Source organism: Paenibacillus darwinianus, assembly GCF_000598065.1.
In the GTDB taxonomy this organism is placed as follows: Bacteria; Bacillota; Bacilli; order Paenibacillales; family Paenibacillaceae; genus Paenibacillus_I; species Paenibacillus_I darwinianus.
In genome coordinates this window covers 2894-20547 of record NZ_KK082138.1, presented here as the reverse complement: position 1 = coordinate 20547, position 17654 = coordinate 2894, and the positions used below count along the sequence as shown (strand labels likewise).

Below are 17654 nucleotides of genomic sequence, written 5' to 3'. Positions count from 1 at the left end.
TTATATCGTAAAATCGGCGATCAAGCGCTCCCGCGCATCTTCCAAACCGACTTTCTCATCCGTTTTCTGCTGTGTGAAACCCCGAATCGCGTCATAATATTGGATCGCCCTGTCGATTTCCGGATTTGATCCGCGTTGATACGCCCCAATATTGATCAGATCCTCCGAATCTCTATAAATGGACAGCAGGCGCTTCAGTTCGTTGGCGGCATCCTGCTGCTCATCCGGGACGATGTTGCTCATCACGCGGCTGACCGAAGCGAGCACATCGATGGCCGGGAAATGGCCTTTGTTGGCGAGGCTTCGGCTGAGCACGATATGCCCGTCAAGTATGCCCCGCACGGCGTCCGCGATCGGCTCGTTCATATCGTCGCCGTCGACGAGCACCGTATAGAACGCCGTGATCGAGCCGGTCAGCCCCGTACCCGCCCGCTCCAGCAGCTTCGGGAGCGTAGCGAACACCGACGGCGTATAGCCGCGGGTTGCCGGCGGCTCGCCGATTGCGAGGCCGACCTCGCGCTGCGCCATCGCAAAACGCGTTACCGAATCCATCATCAGCATGACGTTCAAGCCGCGGTCGCGAAAATATTCGGCGATCGTCGTCGCGATAAGCGCCCCCTTAATCCGGATCAGCGCCGGCTGATCCGACGTCGCCACAACGACGACCGATCGGGCCAGGCCTTCCGGCCCAAGGTCCTTCTCGATAAATTCAAGCACCTCGCGCCCCCGCTCTCCGATCAGCGCAATAACATTGACGTCGGCCGAAGTATTGCGGGCAATCATGCCGAGCAATGTGCTCTTGCCGACCCCGGAACCGGCGAAAATACCGACCCGCTGCCCCTGCCCTACTGTCAGCAGACCGTCGATCGTCCGCACACCGATGCCGAGCGGCTCGGTAACGCGCGGCCGAAAAAGCGGGTTGGCCGGCACATTATGCGTCGAGTAATGCGGCATGCGCGTCGGGATGAAGGAGCCGTCGAGCGGCTGGCCCAATCCGTCCAGCACTTTGCCGAGCAGCTCGGAACCGACCTGCACGGTAAGCGGCTTGCCCGTTCCGACCACGTCGCAGCCGGGGCCGATCGCATGCAAATCGCCGAGCGGCATCAGAATCACTTTGTTGTTGCGAAAACCTACGACTTCTGCCTTCAGCGGTTTCGCCGATTTGGCCGGATAAATATAACAGACATCGCCTACGCTTGCGTCCGGACCCTCGGACTCGACCGTCAAGCCGATTACCTGCGTTACTTTTCCGTTTACCCTTACCGGATCGAGCGGTCTCAGATGATCCAGGTATCTGGAGAGATCAGGTTGCTGAACGGTCATCCGATCGCCTCCGCTCATCGCTTTGCAGCGCAACTTGAATCAATTCCCGTTTGATCTCTTCCAGCTGGGTGTCAATCCGTGCGTCGATGCTTCCGAACGATGAGCGGACAACGCAGCCTTGATCCTTTACCGAGCCGTCGGGCAAAATGTGCAGCTCAGCCTGCGAATCGATCGCCAGGCTCAGCTCTTCGCGCGCCGCTTGCACAAACTGCAGCTGCGAAGGAGCGACGCACAGCGTAATGGCGCCTTGCTCCCGCCTTCTGGACAGCGCCTTGCGCGCCAGCTCGACGGACAGCTCGGGCGAAACCGTCAGCTGTTTGCCGATAATTTTCTCGGCAATTGCCGTGCTGAGCTCAACCAGGAACGGCTCGGCTTCCTGAATGATTTGCTCCTTCATCCGGTAAGCCTGCTCCAGAAGCGTTCGCGCCTCTTGCATGCGGGAATCCCACTGCCGGGCCGTTTCCTCCTGCGCATGCGCGGCGCCTTCGGAGAATCCTTGCTCAAAGCCGGATTGCCTGGCTTCCTCGACTAATCGCAAATCCTGTTCGCGGCGCTCTTGCCACCAGGCTTCGATCTGCTCCGCCGCATCCCGCTTCATCCGTTCGATCTCGGCGGTTGCTTGGCCAAGCCGCTCCTCGGCGAACGATTCCGCATCGCGGAGAATTTGATGCTTCATCGAAACCGTTTGTTCATCGGGCGCTTCGGCGGCAGCCTGTTGGCTGTTCCCCATTTCAGCCAGCCTGGCCAGGTACAGCATCTGCTTCGTCGCTTCCAGCTTTCTGAGATCCTCGAGCGGTACAACATAGGAAGATTTAATCAGATTAGACAATGATATCGTCTCCTCCGCCGCGAGCGATGATGATTTCACCGGACTCCTCGAGTCGGCGGATCGTCGCTACGATACGAGTCTGCGCCTCCTCGACATCACGCAGCCGAACAGGCCCCATAAATTCCATCTCTTCCTTGAACGTTTCGGCCATCCGCTTCGACATGTTGCGGAAAATCGCTTCCCGCACTTCTTCGCTTGCCACCTTGAGCGCGAGCTGAAGGTCGGCATTCTCGATATCGCGGATAATGCGCTGGATCGAACGATTGTCGACGTTGACGATATCCTCGAAAACGAACATCCGTTTCTTGATTTCTTCGGCAAGCTCCGGATCCTGGATTTCGAGCGAATCGAGAATCGTCCGTTCGGTCCCCCGGTCAACGCCGTTCAGGATTTGGACGATCGCCTCTATACCGCCCGCCATCGTATAATCCTGCGTAACGGTCGAGGACAGCTTCTGCTCCAGGACGCGTTCGACCTGATAAATGACGTCCGGAGACGTGCTGTCCATCAGCGCGATTTTTCTTGCTACTTCCGCCTGCTTGTCCTGCGGCAGAGAAGAGAGAATCGTCGATGCCTGGTCCGCTTGCAAATAAGAGAGCACCAGTGCGATCGTCTGCGAATTCTCGTTCTGGATGAAGTTCAGGATTTGCGTCGGGTCCGCCTTGCGCGCGAAATCGAAAGGCCGCACCTGCAGGGTGGCCGTTAATCGGTTGATAACATCAAGCGCCTTGCTCTCCCCAAGCGCCCTCTCCAGAATCGTCTTGGCGTATTGAATGCCGCCTTGCGATATATATTCCTGCGCCATGCATATTTGATGAAACTCGGTTAATATCGTTTCTTTCTCAAGGCTGTCGACCTTGCGGACGTTGGCGATTTCCAGCGTTAATTGCTCGATTTCCTCATCACGCAAATGTTTGAAAATTTGCGCCGACACCTCTGGTCCCAAAGTAATCAACAGTATGGCCGCTTTTTGCCGTCCGCTCAGCCCTTGAAATATCGCTGCTCTAGCCATATCGTTTCACCCCTATTCATCCACCAGCCACGTGCGCAAAAGGTTAACGAACTCTTCCGGCTTCTTCTTGGCAAGCTGCTCCAATTGCTTCCGGACCTGACTTTCCGTCGTAACCTGATCGAGGTCGATCGTCGGCAGTTCGACCTTAGCCGATTGCATGAGCTCCTCTTCGGCGGCAAGCACCGCCTGTTTACGTCTCCGCATCAGGACGAATACGGCCGCTCCCCCGAGCGCCAGCGCGGCTGCGCCGATTCCGATTCCCCATCCGAGCGGAATGCCGCCGGTCGCTCCCGTAGCCGCCGGTTGAACGAACGGCTGCGTAATGATTTGAACCTTGCGGGCGATCAACACGTTGTCCGCAACATTCTGTCCGGACTGAACGAGCTGCCCTCTTACCAATTCCGTCAGAAAATCCATGACGACCTGACGGTTCGCTTCGGGCAGTGCGCCTTCCTGCACACCGATCCCGATCATCAAATCCTTGACCACATATGGCGAGGAAACGATATCCCGCTGGATTCGGTTGACATCCCAATTCGTCGTGCGCGAGGCCGATTCCGAGCTCGAGCTGTTCGCGCCGTCCACGGCTTGATAACCCGGCACATCGGTTTCGCCGGTCCCGGTAACGCCGCCTGCTGCGCCGCTCGTCCCCGTCGAAGTCTGGTTGTTGACCTGCTCGCTTATTTTCACGCCTTCGTTATTGTTGTTGTCGATCGGCGAAACGAGGTTTTCCTTCGATACCATTTGGTCGAAGTTCATTGTGCTCGTCACGTTGATGACCAGATTGTCCATCCCGACCATCGTTCCCAGAAACGACTGTATATTCCGTTTCAATTCCCCTTCGTACTTGCGTTGGATCTGAAACTGCTCATCGACAACGCTGGATGCGAGGGCGGAGCCTCCGTTCACTTTGGACGATGCGACGAGCTCGCCCTCCTGGCTGGAAATCGTAATATCCGCAACCGCCAGGTTCGGAACCGCCGTCTTCACCAGGTTGTAGTAACCGTCGACCTGCTCCTGCGTCGGGCGGAAGCCGGGAACGAACGACATCGTAATCGAAGCCGACGCCTGCTCCTTCTCGCCCGGATTAATAAACACGCTCTCTTGCGGCAGATTGATCAGCACATTCGAGCGCTGGACCCCCTGCATGCCGTTCAAAAGCTGCTGAATTTCGCCATTGAGCGCATTCCGGTACCTCACGTCAAACTCACTATCCGTCATCCCGAACTGGGAGGCGCCGCTGTCGAACGAATCGAAGCCGATCGAGCCATTCCGCACCATCCCTTGCGAGCCGACTTCAACCTTGACCTTCGTCGCGTCAGCTACGGGAACCGAAATGCTGCTCCCGCCCGCCTCAAGCTTGTAAGGAATGCCGCTTCCGTCCAGGTAAGCCATAATGGCCGCCGAGTCCGTCGCGTCCAGATTCTGAAAAGCAACCTCGTATTGCGTTCTTGAAAACATATAGATCAGAAGAATAACGACAAGTATCAGTCCCAGGAAGGCTGAGACCAGCATAATCTTCTGGTTTCTGCTGAAATTTAGCCAATATTGAACCACCCGGTCCCGATATTGGGCGTACTTCTCATTCACGATTTCACCTCACCCGGTTACTGTGCTGGGACGATCCCGGCATTATAGCTGCGTCCGCATGATCTCTTGATAGGCCTCGATAACTTTATTGCGGATTTGCGAAGTGAGCTGAAGGCTAAGCTGAGCCTGCTCCGACACGATCATCAATTGCGAAACGTCTGCCTTGCCGATCAGAAAATCGTCCGTCACGCTTTTGACCTGCTTTTCTTGGTCGGCAACACTGTCGATCGCATCCTTCAGAAAAGCGCCGAAACTTTGCGCTGCGTCCGCAGGCGTTGTTTTCGAAGCCGGCGATGTTTCATTTATCCGGGTCGGGTTTAAATGGTTAATGAGTTGGTTCGTGATCAAGCTGATCCCTCCGTGCTAAAGATTACTTGCCGATTTCCAGGGCCTTCATGAACATCCCTTTCGCAGCGTTCAAGGCCGTGACGTTTGCTTCGTAAGAACGGGTGGCCGAAATCATATCGACCATTTCCTTCAGGGTATCGACGTTAGGCATTTTTACATAACCGTCAGGATCGGCGTCGGGATGCGTCGGATTATAGACCAGCTTCGGCGGCGTACGGTCCTCCACAATTCGAGTCACCTTTACACCGCTCGAACGTGCTGAACCGCCTTCAAGCCTGGCGTTCAGCACGTCCGCGAATTTCGAACGTATAGGTTCCAAGACGACCATTTTTCTGGTATAGGGCTCGAATTTCCCGTTGACGAGGCGTCCCCTTGTCGTTTCCGCGTTGGCGATATTCGACGAGATGACGTCCATGCGAAGCCGCTGGGCGGTTAACGCCGAAGCGCTTGCGTCGAATCCGTTGTTCAGCTTCATTTTTATGCCCTCCCTTCCATAGCCGTCCGCATCATACGCACTTCGTGATTCAATTGCTGGATCATTGCATTATAGCGGAGCTGGTTTTTGGCAAGCAGCGCCATCTCGCGGTCGATATCCACATTGTTGACGTTGTTGTTCATCACCGAGGTTTGATCGGTTACGATCCGAGGCTGCAAATCCGCCGAGCCGCTGCCGATCGGAATATGTCTGGCAAGCGTCCGCTTTCCGGCAAGCTCTTTTGTTCCGAACGCATTGAGCTGCTGCTCCAGCATTTCCTCGAAGACGACTTCGGATCTCTTGAAGTAGGGCACATCTACATTGGCGATGTTGTCGGCAATGACCTGCTGCCTTGTTTCGGCTGCGCCGATTGCCCCTTGCAGCCGTTTGAATTCGGGGCCATTCAGCAACTTCACGGCAAATACCCACTTTCCTGAGCGTAGTCTAAAAGTATCTATTCAACAAATTATCTCAGTTTCCTGCTTATTTCGACACGAACTTATTAAAAAAATGAGAAGCGATGTCGATATATAGAGGTTGGACTTGTCGTTTTCTGCCGACTACCTAATATTCTCCAATTTCTTAACGCTCTACAATAAGCAAAAAGCCCTATCTTTTATAAGATAGAGCTTTTTTCGATAGAGATTGTCAAATCCACGCCAGCGGATCGGACGTCAGATTTTCAATTTGCCGAGTTCCTGCAACAGCTGGTGGTTCAGAATTTTGATATAGGTGCCCTTCATCCCGAGCGATCTCGTCTCGATCACCCCCGCGCTCTCCAGCTTGCGGAGCGCATTGACGATAACGGACCGCGTAATGCCGACACGGTCTGCGATCTTGGATGCGACCAGAAGCCCTTCCTTGCCGCCGAGCTCCTCGAAAATATGTTCCACCGCTTCGAGCTCGCTGAACGATAAGGAGTTGACGGCAACCGACACGACCGCCCTGCTCCGCGCCTCAATCTCAATTTCCTCTGCGCGTTCGCGGATGATTTCCATGCCGACGATCGTGGAGCCGTATTCCGCGAGAATCAGATCATCGTCCCCGAACTCGCTGGCATTGCGCGTCAGAACGAGCGTTCCGAGCCGGTCGCCGCCGCCTACTATCGGAACGACAGTCATGATCTCATGGCCGGACATCTCAGGGAAAGTCTCCGCTATACCTTTGTCGGGCGCCACATTAGTTACCGTCTCCTGCATTTGCAGAAACCGCTCGTTCGTCTCAGCCCTAAAATGCGTCTCGCCCGACGCGGCCGCGCGAATCCGTTCATGCTCCCATACGCCGACCGCCGCACAGCCGAGCAGCTTGCCCCGCCGGCTTACGACAAACACATGCGCCTGAATCGTGGAACAGAGCACCTCCGCCATTTCGCGGAAGCTAAGCGCCTTGCCTGCCGCCCGTTGAAGGAGCCGGTTCAGCGTTCTGGTTTTTGCTAGTAAAGTCATGCCTAAGCCTCCCAAATCAATGCAGAAAACATCATGCTATAGTATATATTGACTCAAATCTCGATTCTGCGCAATATCGCCGACCTTATCCCGCACATATTCCGGGGTAATCGTAATTTGCTCCAGCGAGAGCTCGGGAGCCTCGAATGACAAATCCTCCAGCAATTTTTCAAGAATCGTATGAAGCCGCCGAGCGCCGATGTTCTCCGTATTTCGGTTGACGTCGGCGGCTATGCCGGCCAGCTCGCGAATCGACTCGGGGGAAAATTCGATGCGGATGCCTTCGGTTTCCAGCAGGGCGGTATATTGTTTCGTCAATGCATTTTTCGGTTCGGTCAGAATGTTCACGAAGTCGTCCAACGTCAGGTTGCTCAGCTCGACGCGAATCGGAAACCGGCCCTGAAGCTCCGGAATCAAATCGGCCGGCTTGGCGATGTGGAATGCTCCGGCCGCAATGAACAGCACGTAATCGGTTTTGATCGGTCCGTACTTGGTCATTACGGTCGACCCCTCCACAATCGGCAGGATGTCGCGCTGCACGCCTTCCCTCGACACATCAGGTCCGGAACCGCGGGACGGGCTCGCTATCTTATCGATTTCGTCAATGAAGATAATACCGGTCTGCTCGGCTCTACGCGTCGATTCGGAAATGACGTCGTCCATGTCGATCAGCTTCGCCGCTTCCTCATGCGTCAGCGCTTTGCGGGCTTCCCTAACCGGCAGCTTGCGCTTTTTCATTCTTTTGGGCAGAAACTGGCCGAACATCTCCTGCATGTTCATACCCATGCCTTCCATTCCTTGCCCAGATAGCATATCCATCATATTCGGGCTCGTATCCTCGACGTCTATCTCAAGCATCTCGTTCTCCAACTGACCGGCGGCAAGCTGCTCCCGCACCTGACGCCGGCGCTCCGCGACCGAAGCGTCCAGCTCCGGCTCCTCCTGGGGCGCTGCCTGCTGCTGATTGCCGAACAGCATCTCCAGCGGGTTGCGGCCGCCCTTCGGCTTGTTTCCGCTCGGTACAAGCAGCGACACCAGCCGTTCGTTGGCGTGTTTCTCCGCCTTGTCCTTCACCTGCTCGGTCTTCTCCGCCTTCACCATGCGGATAGAGGTTTCCACCAAATCCCGCACCATCGACTCAACGTCGCGCCCTACATAGCCAACCTCGGTGAATTTCGTCGCCTCCACTTTCACAAAAGGCGCATTCACCAGCTTCGCGAGCCGTCTGGCGATTTCTGTCTTGCCGACGCCCGTCGGCCCGATCATGAGGATGTTTTTGGGCACGATTTCATCGCGCAGCGATTCATCCAGCATGCTTCTGCGGTACCGGTTGCGGAGCGCGATCGCCACGGACCGCTTGGCGGCTTTCTGGCCGACGATATATTTATCAAGCTCCGCGACGACTTGACGCGGAGTCAGCGCTTCATTGCCCATGGAATGGACCTCCGATCATACCGGCGCAAGCACCGGCACGTTAGATTTAGATTTCTTCCACGATGATGTTCCGATTCGTATACACGCAGATGTCGGCAGCCGTTTCAAGTGCCGCTTGCGCCATTTCCTTCGCATCCAGGTGAGTCGCGTGGCGTTTAAGCGCGCGCGCCGCGGCCAGCGCGAAGCCGCCTCCGGAACCGATCGCGATAATGCCGTCGTCAGGCTCGATGATTTCGCCGTTGCCGGACAGCAGCAGCATCCCGCTTCCGTCCATGACGATCATCATCGCTTCCAGCCTGCGAAGCACGCGGTCCGATCGCCATTCCTTCGTCATCTCCACCGCGGCGCGCTGCAGGTTGCCGTGGTGCTCCTCAAGCTTGCCCTCGAATTTCTCGAACAGCGTAATCGCATCCGCGACCGATCCGGCGAAGCCCGCCACCACCTGTCCGCGGTACAGCCGTCTGACCTTCTTGGCGGTATGCTTCATCACCATGCTGTTGCCGAACGTCACCTGGCCGTCTCCGGCAACCGCCCCTTTACCTTCGTGTCTGACGGCGCAAATGGTCGTTGCATGAAATTGCATTTCCATTCTTTCACCCTCCACTCTGCCCCTAAAAGTAACGGGCAGCTTTGTAGCCTAGTCCGGTTGCTTAACTCTTTGCGGAGCAAATCCCGCTTCGGAACCGTTAACACGGGCTCACGATGTGAAGCTACGAACGGCCCTCTTCCGCCGCCCTGTCCATCACTTCGGTCTTAAATCGCCCCAACGTCTCCAAGGCCCGGTTTGCGATCGCCTCGTTCTTATCCCGCTTGTTGCGGATGCGCGACCCGAGCGGCGGGAACAGCCCGAAATTGGCGTTCATCGGCTGAAAATGCCTGAAGTCCGCAGTCGTAATATATTGCGCCATACTGCCGAGGGTGGTCTCGGGGGGCAGCAGCAGAGGCTCCAGGCCTCTCGCCAGACGGCCGGCGTTCATGCCCGCGATCAAACCGGATGCGGCCGATTCCACATACCCTTCGACGCCGGTCATTTGACCGGCAAAAAACAGATCGGAACGTCCCTTGAACTGATACGTTGGCTCCAGCAGCTTCGGCGAATTGATGAACGTGTTGCGGTGCATGACGCCGTAACGGACGAATTCCGCGTTCTCGAGTCCCGGGATCATCGAGAAGACGCGCTTTTGCTCGCCCCACTTGAGATGGGTCTGGAAGCCGACCATGTTGTACAGCGTGCCGGCCGCATTGTCCTGCCGCAGCTGTATGACCGCGTGCGGCAGCTTGCCGGTGTGCGGGTTGACGAGGCCGACCGGCTTCATGGGGCCGAAAAGGACGGTTTGCTTGCCGCGCGCCGCCATCACCTCGATCGGCATGCAGCCCTCGAAGTACACTTCCTTCTCGAATTCCTTCAAAACCGCCGTCTCGGCGTGGATGAGCGCGTCGTGAAACGCCTCGAATTCCTCTTCTGACATCGGACAATTCAGGTACGCCGCTTCCCCTTTGTCATAACGGGAAGCCAGATACACCTTGCTCATGTCGATCGAATCCTTCTCGATGATCGGAGCCGCCGCGTCATAGAAATAGAAATACGATTCGCCGAGCAGGCGCTGAATCGCTTCGGACAGGCTGGGCGAGGTGAGCGGACCGGTAGCGATGACGACGATCCCGTCCTGCGGGATACCCGTCACCTCTTCTGAGCGCACCTCGATCAGCGGATGGTTCCGCAGGCTTCCCGTCACTTCGTCGGAGAAGCCGTCGCGGTCGACGGCGAGCGCTCCGCCTGCGGGAACGGCGTGCTTGTCGGCCGAGCGAAGAATAAGCGAATCGAGCCGGCGCATCTCTTCCTTCAGAACGCCGACGGCATTCGTTAGCCCGTTGGCGCGAAGGCTGTTGCTGCAAACGAGCTCGGCAAATTTATCGGTATGGTGCGCAGGCGTCCGCGTGACCGGCCGCATTTCGTACAAAATGACCGGTACCCCTTGTGAAGCGATCTGCCAGGCAGCCTCGCTGCCCGCAAGGCCCGCGCCGATTACCGTTACCGGTTGGTTAACTGTCAAGACTATAACTTCCTTTCTGTCGTTCAAGTGCGAAAGGCGCCGGTAACCGGCGGCGCCGCTAGCCTTCCTCTTGTTCGTCCGGCAGCTCCTCGCTATGCCCGCATTGGGTGCAGAGCAACTTGCCGCCGGAACGATTGCGTTTCTCGACCATCAGCGCACTGCATGACGGACAAGGCTTGCCGGTCGGTTTGTCCCAGGATACATAATCGCAGCCGGGATACTGATCGCAGCCGTAAAAAATCCGGCCCTTCTTGCTGCGGCGCTCAATGATCTTGCCCTCGTGGCATTTCGGGCAGGTGACGCCGATATCCTTCACGATCGGCTTCGTATTCCGGCAATCGGGAAATCCGGAGCAAGCGAGGAATTTGCCGAAACGGCCCATTTTGTAGACGAGATGCTTGCCGCATTTCTCGCACAGCTCGTCGGACACCTCATCCTGGATTTCGACTTCCTTCATTTCGTCCTCGGCCACCTCGAGACGCTTCTCGAACGATTCGTAGAAGCTGCCGAGCACCTTGACCCAATCTTCCTTGCCTTCCTCGACATGGTCAAGATCGCCCTCCATGTGGGCCGTAAATTCGGCATCCAGTATTTCTGGGAAAAACTCCTCCATCAACTGGATAACCAGATCGCCCAGCTCGGTCGGCACGAACTTTTTCTCTTCAATCGCCACATAGCCGCGCTTCTGGATCGTCTCCAACGTCGGCGCGTACGTACTCGGACGTCCGATTCCGAGCTCTTCGAGCGTGCGTACCAGCCGGGCTTCCGTGTAACGGGGCGGCGGCTGGGTAAAATGCTGCTTCGGCTCTATCGATTCCTTCTTCACCTTGTCGCCTGTCTTCAGCGGTGGCAGAAACTTTTCCTCATCCGTCGTTCCGTCGTCGTTGCCTTCCACGTATACCTTCATGAACCCGTGGAATTTCACCTTCGAGCCGACGGCACGGAACGTAACGGGCCCCGCCTGGATGTCGACGGTCATCGTATCCAGCACGGCCGACGACATCTGGCTTGCGACGAAACGCTCCCAGACGAGCTTATACAGCCTGAGCTGGTCCCGGCTGAGGAACGGCTTCACCTCGTCCGGTTCCCGAAGCACGGAGGTCGGGCGGATTGCTTCGTGCGCATCCTGTGCGTTGGCGTTCTTCTTCGTATAGCTGCGGAATTCCGCCGGCGCGTACGCCGCGCCGAATTTTTCCGAGATGTACCCCTTTGCTTCCTCCTGCGCCACCGGTGAAATGCGTGTGGAGTCGGTACGCATGTAAGTGATGAGACCGACGGTTCCTTCCTTGCCGAGATCCACACCCTCGTAGAGTTGCTGGGCGACGGACATCGTTTTAGCGGCGCGGAAGCCAAGCTTGCGGGCAGCCTCCTGCTGCAGCGAGCTCGTGATAAATGGAGCGGCCGGATTGCGCAGCCTTTCCCGTTCCTTCACTTCTCCGACGATGAATTCGGAGGAGCCCAGCGCCTTTAGAACCTCCTGCACGTCCCCTTCGTTGGAGAGCTCCTTTTTCTCGCCGTTCATGCTGTAAAATTTCGCTTCGAACGGCGCTTTGCCGTGCAGCAGCCGCGACGTAATCGACCAATACTCCTCCGGCACGAAAGCGTCGATCTCATTTTCCCGGTCGATGATCAGCTTTACCGCGACCGATTGAACGCGGCCGGCCGAGAGTCCCTTCTTCACTTTCTTCCATAATAAAGGACTGATTTTGTAGCCCACAAGACGGTCCAGTATACGTCGGGCCTGCTGCGCGTTGACCAGATCCATATTGATCGGTCGCGGCGACTTGAACGCATCCTTAACGGCCTGCTTGGTAATCTCGTTGAACACGACGCGGCAGCTGTCCGTCTCCCCCAGCTCCAAATAGTGAGCAAGGTGCCATGCGATCGCTTCGCCTTCGCGATCCGGGTCAGCCGCCAGATATACGTGCTTCACTTTTTTTCTCGCGTCCTTCAATTCCTTCAGGACGTTGCCTTTGCCGCGGATTGTAATATACTTCGGTTGAAAGTCGTTGTCGACTTCAACCCCGATTTGGCTTTTGGGCAAGTCACGGATATGTCCCATCGAGGCTTTGACGATATATTTGCTCCCTAAATATTTACCGATCGTCTTCGCTTTTGCAGGCGACTCCACGATCACGAGCGAATCCGCCATATGTGCCCCTCCTCCCGACATCGATCCAACCGGCGCGTTACAGCGCGCTGTATAATGAACCCGGATGCCCTTCGATCCTACGTTTTATAGATAAATTTATCAGATGTGCGTGTAAATGTCCAAGCGGCATAGGCAGACGCGTTGCCAATTCGTCCACCGTAAGCGGCCGGTCCCGCAGTTCGGCGACAACCAGCGCTTCCTCCCCGCTCAGCTCTTCATCCCGCTGCGGCGGCGTTCGGTCAACGGACGCACCGCCTTCACCGCTTAAAAACCGGCGGCCGTACGAGCTGCGAAAATCTGTCATCAGCCCTTCGACCGTCAGCAGAAGTTTGGCGCCTTCGTCGCGGATCAACCGGTTGGGACCGTCGCTCTTCGACGAATTGATCGGTCCCGGCACCGCATACACCTCGCGGTTGTAGTCCTGCGCCAGATGCGCGGTAATAAGCGAGCCGCTTTGATAAGCCCCTTCAACGACGATCGTCGCGTAGGACAAGCCGGCAATGATCCGATTCCGCTGCGGGAACAGTCCCGGATGGCTGACCGTGCCCAGCGGATATTCGGACACCAGCAGTCCGCGTTCGGCAATCATGCGGTACAGGTAGCCGTTCTGGGGCGGGTAGACCGTCTCAATATCGGTGCCGAGCACCGCTACCGTACTGCCGACGCCGCGCAGCCCGCCTTCATGTGCGATCGTGTCGATGCCGCGCGCCATCCCGCTGACGATCGTTATGCCGTTGGCGGACAACTGCTCCGCCACTCTGGCGGCCGCATGGCGGCCGTAAGCGGTCGGTCCGCGCGTGCCGACAACGGCAGCGGAAACCCCTTCGAACAGATCCAGCCGGCCCTTGGCGTACAGCACCCATGGCGGATCGCTTATTTGGTTCAGCCAGCTCGGATAATCGCGGTCGAAAATCGTAAACCAGGAGATGCCGTGCTCCGCGTATAACGATTTACGCGCGTCGACGCGGATCGGATCGAATGTGTGTTGCAGCGCTTCTCTGGCCGGCCGGTCCACCTGCAGCGCACGCCATTCCTGCTGTCCGAACGACATGCATTGTTCCAGCAAATCGCCCTCGACCAGCTTTCGGATCGTAATGGCGCCGACGCCGCGCGTTTCGTGAAGCGCAAACAAAATATCGCGCTTACTCCATTTTTCCATATTAAACCATGCCTCCCGAAATGCGGGCGCACTTGCTTTTCTCATCTTATTGTGAGGGACTCGGGAAAAGATTGCAAGCGCGCCCGCATCCAAAATAAAAAAGCAACCTCCGGACACCCTGCGGGTGTCGGAAGGTTGCTTACCTTCAATTTAAAGCCGGAATCGCATCGATTCCTCTTATTTATTTGCGGGTGACGCATTTCTCGAGCAGTCCCTGCTCTTCGAGCACGCTCACCAGCGTCGAGCCCATCTCGGAAGGCGTCGGTGCAACTTTGATGCCGCAAGCCTCGAGCGTGGCGATCTTCTCGGCTGCCGTTCCCTTGCCGCCGGAAATGATAGCGCCCGCATGGCCCATCCGCTTGCCCGGAGGCGCGGTGGCGCCGCCGATGAAGCCGACGACCGGCTTCTTCATGTTCGCCTTAATCCACTCGGCCGCTTCTTCCTCCGCCGTTCCGCCGATCTCGCCGATCATGATGACCGCATAGGTGTCCGGATCTTCGTTGAACAGCTTAAGAATGTCAATGAATTCGGAACCTTTGACCGGGTCGCCGCCGATGCCGACCGCGGAGGATTGTCCGATGCCGCGGGTCGTCAGCTGGTGAACGGCCTCGTACGTCAGGGTGCCGCTGCGGGAAACGACGCCGACATGGCCCTTCGTATGAATGTAGCCGGGCATGATGCCGATTTTGCAAGCGTCCGGCGTAATCACGCCGGGACAGTTCGGCCCGATCAGGCGTGTTTTCTTGCCTTCCATATATCGCGATACCCGCACCATGTCGAGCACCGGAATGCCTTCGGTGATGCAAATCGCCAGATCAAGCCCGGCGTCGACCGCTTCAATGATCGCGTCGGCCGCGAAAGCCGGCGGAACGTAGATAACGGATGCCGTTGCGCCAGTTGCCTTGACCGCCTGCTCAACCGTGTTGAATACCGGCAGCGAGACCGTGCTTCCATTCTCGAGCGCGATGTCGACCTGCGTGCCGCCTTTGCCGGGCGACGTGCCTCCGACCATCAGCGTGCCGTAATCCAGAGCACCTTTGGCGTGGAACAACGCGGTTTTGCCGGTAATGCCTTGCGTTATGACTTTTGTATTTTTGTCTACCAGAATGCTCATCGAAAGGCTCACATCCCTTAATGGTTTTCGTTCGGTATCGTGCTTATTTCACAAGTTCGACGATCTTCTGCGCGCCGTCCGACATCGAATCGGCAGCGACGATATTGAGACCGGATTCGTTCAAAATTTTCTTGCCGAGGTCCACGTTCGTGCCCTCGAGACGGACGACCAGCGGTTTCGTCAGGCCCAGCTGCTTCGCAGCTTCCACCACACCGTCAGCGATGACGTCGCAGCGCATGATGCCGCCGAAAATATTGACGAAAATCCCTTTCACGTTCTCATCGGAAAGGATAATTTTGAACGCTTCGGTTACTTTTTCGGTTGTGGCGCCGCCCCCTACGTCAAGGAAGTTCGCCGGGTTGCCGCCATAATATTTGATAATGTCCATCGTCGCCATCGCCAGGCCCGCGCCGTTAACCATGCAGCCGATATTGCCGTCGAGGGCAATATAGCTGAGATCAAACTTGGAGGCTTGAATCTCGCGCTGGTCCTCCTCGTCCAGGTCGCGCAGCTCAAGGATGTCCTTGTGGCGGTAAAGCGCGTTGGAATCGAAGTTCAGCTTGGCGTCAAGCGCCATGACGTTGCCGTCGCCCGTTACGACCAGCGGATTGATCTCGGCAATCGAGCAGTCCTTGTCCGTAAAAGCCGCATACAGAGCCGTCATGAAGCCGACCGCCTTGTTCACGAGCTCGCTCGGGATATTGATGTTGAACGCCAGTCTGCGCGCTTGGAACGGCTGCAGTCCAACGACCGGATCGATAATTTCCTTGAAAATCTTCTCCGGGGAATGCTCGGCCACTTCCTCGATCTCTGTGCCGCCCTCTTCGGAGCCCATCATAACGACGCGGCCCGTAGCGCGGTCCACGACGACGCCGATATAATACTCTTTCTTGATATCGCAGCCTTGCTCGATGAGCAGCCGCTTCACTTCTTTGCCTTCAGGGCCTGTCTGGTGCGTGACCAGCGTCTTGCCGAGAATCTCTCCCGCATATTTGCGGACCTCGTCCAACCCCTTGGCGACCTTGACGCCGCCTGCCTTGCCGCGTCCGCCGGCATGAATCTGCGCCTTTACGACGACGACCGGCGTGCCGAGCGCTTGCGCCGCGGCGACCGCGTCCTCGACCGTGAATGCCACTTTGCCTTCAGGAACCGCGACTCCGTATTGCTTTAGGACTTCTTTGCCTTGATACTCATGGATATTCATTACGAAATCCTCCTAAGCTTAGTGATCCTATGTACACACAAACATTACCATTGTAGCACGTTTCCAACAGCCTTTGCTCACTTTCGACAAAGAAAAAACGCACCTTTTTGATATGGGTATGATCTCAAAATGCGAACGAAGCATCAAGAATAACGATTGTGCAAAGCTGAAAGTGACGCTTCCGGCATCTTTTTCCTACTGGTATGGCCTGATCGTCCAGTGCGTATCGGCATAAACGGAGCATGACTTTGCAAAAATGCAGTTCTCGCCAGTCGGCGTCCATGTTATTTTGAAAGCTGCGAGCATGGAATTCGGGTGCAAGGGAACAGCGCAAAGGAGACAACGGCAGTGGGAAGCAAGTGGAAACAATCGATCGCCGCTTCCGCCCTCGTTCTGTGGCGCCGGCAATCGCGGAACTGGACCGGCCACTGGGCCAGAGATGCGGTGCAGCGGCTGAAGGCGCTGCGGGTCATGAGCAGCTATTGACCAGGGCCGAGATGACGGTCTGGACTGCGCGGGCGGTCAGGCTGCAGCCCAACGAGAAGGCGCGGGCATTCGCCGATGAGGCTGCAATCCGGACCAACCGCGGCTGGATCGGAGCGGCCGCCGCCGGTTTCGTAACCGGCACGCCAGGCAACCGGTTTGCTCCCGCAGGGAAGGTAACGCGCGCCGAAGAGGCGCTCGTATTGAATCGGGTTCTGGACATGCCCGATCCCGATCCGTTTCCGAATTGACAGCCCATGCCGGCTTGCGCTACACTCGATTCAAGCGATAATGGAATACGCATGATGGAACGTAAGGAGGCACCTTCATCCGATCACGACGATGGAGGTGCTTTTTGTATGTATATGAACATCGCCTGCGCGTCCGTACAGGGCGTTGAAGGACAGCGGATCGACGTTGAGGTCGACATTTCGCCGGGGCTGCCGCAGGTCAATGTGGTCGGGCTGCCGGACCCTGCGGTGCGCGAATCGGTGGAGCGCGTCAGGGCCGCGCTGAAAAACTGCGGCTTCGAGTTCCCGCTGCAGCGGATCACGGTCAATCTTGCGCCGGCCGACCTGCGCAAGGAAGGCACCGCGTTCGACCTCGCCATCGCCGCCGGGATCTTGGCCGGAAGCGGACAGCTCGAGCCGGAGCCGTTCGAGGGCGTGCTCGTTATCGGCGAGCTTTCGCTGAACGGCGAAGTGCGGCCCGTTCCCGGCGTGCTGCCAATGGTGGACAAAGCCCGCCAGCGCGGCATCAAGCGCGTGCTGCTGCCGGCGACCAACGCCGCGGAAGCCGCGCTAATCGGCGGTATGGAGCTGTTTGCGCTGCGCCATCTCGATCAGCTTACAGCCGGACAGAAGGATGGAGCGGCGGATTGGAGCGCACTGCGGCATTCGGGCGGCGTGTCGGGTGACGCAGTCGGCTTGCTTGCCGACGAAACAAAAGGCGGAGCGGACAGAACGTGGGATCCCGATTTCGGCGACGTGACCGGCCAGCAATCCGCCAAGCGGGCGGTGCTGACGGCTGCGC

General features: G+C 57.2%; 18 protein-coding genes. 3 read left to right on the top strand and 15 right to left on the bottom strand.

Annotated features, from left to right (window positions below; genetic code table 11):
- From fliI to sucC, 15 genes are all read right to left on the bottom strand, one after another.
- Positions 1 to 1323: a flagellar protein export ATPase FliI gene (gene fliI / locus BG52_RS03775; RefSeq protein WP_036666850.1), complete on the bottom strand. Its 1323-nt coding sequence runs from the start codon at positions 1321 to 1323 to the stop codon at positions 1 to 3.
- Positions 1304 to 2152, bottom strand: a complete 849-nt coding sequence (locus BG52_RS03770; RefSeq protein ID WP_036579236.1) for a FliH/SctL family protein — start codon at positions 2150 to 2152, stop codon at positions 1304 to 1306. The genes fliI and BG52_RS03770 overlap by 20 nt, the downstream gene beginning before the upstream one ends.
- Positions 2145 to 3164 (bottom strand): flagellar motor switch protein FliG, encoded by a 1020-nt coding sequence (fliG, locus tag BG52_RS03765; protein WP_036579234.1) that lies wholly within the window; start codon positions 3162 to 3164, stop codon positions 2145 to 2147. The genes BG52_RS03770 and fliG overlap by 8 nt, the downstream gene beginning before the upstream one ends.
- Before the next feature lie 12 nt (positions 3165 to 3176).
- Positions 3177 to 4754 carry a flagellar basal-body MS-ring/collar protein FliF gene (fliF, locus tag BG52_RS03760; protein WP_036579232.1) on the bottom strand — a complete coding sequence of 526 codons (1578 nt, stop codon included), beginning with the start codon at positions 4752 to 4754 and terminating at the stop codon, positions 3177 to 3179.
- Between the two features lie 42 nt (positions 4755 to 4796).
- Positions 4797 to 5102 carry a flagellar hook-basal body complex protein FliE gene (gene fliE / locus BG52_RS03755; protein ID WP_036579230.1) on the bottom strand — a complete coding sequence of 102 codons (306 nt, stop codon included), beginning with the start codon at positions 5100 to 5102 and terminating at the stop codon, positions 4797 to 4799.
- Positions 5103 to 5124: 22 nt separating this feature from the next.
- Positions 5125 to 5577 (bottom strand): flagellar basal body rod protein FlgC, encoded by a 453-nt coding sequence (flgC, locus tag BG52_RS03750; protein WP_036579228.1) that lies wholly within the window; start codon positions 5575 to 5577, stop codon positions 5125 to 5127.
- Positions 5578 to 5579: 2 nt separating this feature from the next.
- Positions 5580 to 5993, bottom strand: coding sequence for a flagellar basal body rod protein FlgB (flgB, locus tag BG52_RS03745; protein WP_036579225.1), 414 nt, complete (start codon positions 5991 to 5993; stop codon positions 5580 to 5582).
- 258 nt (positions 5994 to 6251) lie between these two features.
- Positions 6252 to 7022: a GTP-sensing pleiotropic transcriptional regulator CodY gene (codY, locus tag BG52_RS03740; protein ID WP_036579223.1), complete on the bottom strand. Its 771-nt coding sequence runs from the start codon at positions 7020 to 7022 to the stop codon at positions 6252 to 6254.
- A 36-nt stretch (positions 7023 to 7058) separates the two neighbouring features.
- Entirely contained in the window at positions 7059 to 8456 is a 1398-nt protein-coding gene (hslU, locus tag BG52_RS03735; protein ID WP_036579221.1) for an ATP-dependent protease ATPase subunit HslU, read from the bottom strand.
- Positions 8457 to 8502: 46 nt separating this feature from the next.
- Positions 8503 to 9045, bottom strand: a complete 543-nt coding sequence (hslV, locus tag BG52_RS03730; protein WP_036579220.1) for an ATP-dependent protease subunit HslV — start codon at positions 9043 to 9045, stop codon at positions 8503 to 8505.
- Between the two features lie 121 nt (positions 9046 to 9166).
- Positions 9167 to 10510, bottom strand: coding sequence for an FADH(2)-oxidizing methylenetetrahydrofolate--tRNA-(uracil(54)-C(5))-methyltransferase TrmFO (gene trmFO / locus BG52_RS03725; RefSeq protein ID WP_036579217.1), 1344 nt, complete (start codon positions 10508 to 10510; stop codon positions 9167 to 9169).
- A 58-nt stretch (positions 10511 to 10568) separates the two neighbouring features.
- Positions 10569 to 12662, bottom strand: coding sequence for a type I DNA topoisomerase (gene topA, locus BG52_RS03720; RefSeq protein ID WP_036579214.1), 2094 nt, complete (start codon positions 12660 to 12662; stop codon positions 10569 to 10571).
- Between the two features lie 37 nt (positions 12663 to 12699).
- A complete protein-coding gene (dprA, locus tag BG52_RS03715; RefSeq protein WP_036579211.1) occupies positions 12700 to 13821 on the bottom strand; it encodes a DNA-processing protein DprA in 1122 nt (373 codons plus the stop codon).
- 181 nt (positions 13822 to 14002) lie between these two features.
- The gene (gene sucD, locus BG52_RS03710) at positions 14003 to 14935 is read right to left on the bottom strand and encodes a succinate--CoA ligase subunit alpha (RefSeq protein WP_036579209.1); all 933 of its coding nucleotides are present in this window, start codon (positions 14933 to 14935) and stop codon (positions 14003 to 14005) included.
- Between the two features lie 43 nt (positions 14936 to 14978).
- A complete protein-coding gene (sucC, locus tag BG52_RS03705; RefSeq protein WP_036579207.1) occupies positions 14979 to 16139 on the bottom strand; it encodes an ADP-forming succinate--CoA ligase subunit beta in 1161 nt (386 codons plus the stop codon).
- A 348-nt stretch (positions 16140 to 16487) separates the two neighbouring features.
- Here sucC and BG52_RS15920 point away from each other — a divergent pair, with 348 nt between their 5' ends.
- From BG52_RS15920 to BG52_RS15190, 3 genes are all read left to right on the top strand, one after another.
- The gene (locus tag BG52_RS15920) at positions 16488 to 16625 is read left to right on the top strand and encodes a hypothetical protein (RefSeq protein ID WP_190287454.1); all 138 of its coding nucleotides are present in this window, start codon (positions 16488 to 16490) and stop codon (positions 16623 to 16625) included.
- Between the two features lie 11 nt (positions 16626 to 16636).
- Entirely contained in the window at positions 16637 to 16873 is a 237-nt protein-coding gene (locus BG52_RS03700; RefSeq protein WP_144340724.1) for an S-layer homology domain-containing protein, read from the top strand.
- 108 nt (positions 16874 to 16981) lie between these two features.
- The coding region (locus BG52_RS15190) for a magnesium chelatase domain-containing protein (protein WP_036666847.1) at positions 16982 to 17654 on the top strand (673 nt) is incomplete at its 3' end.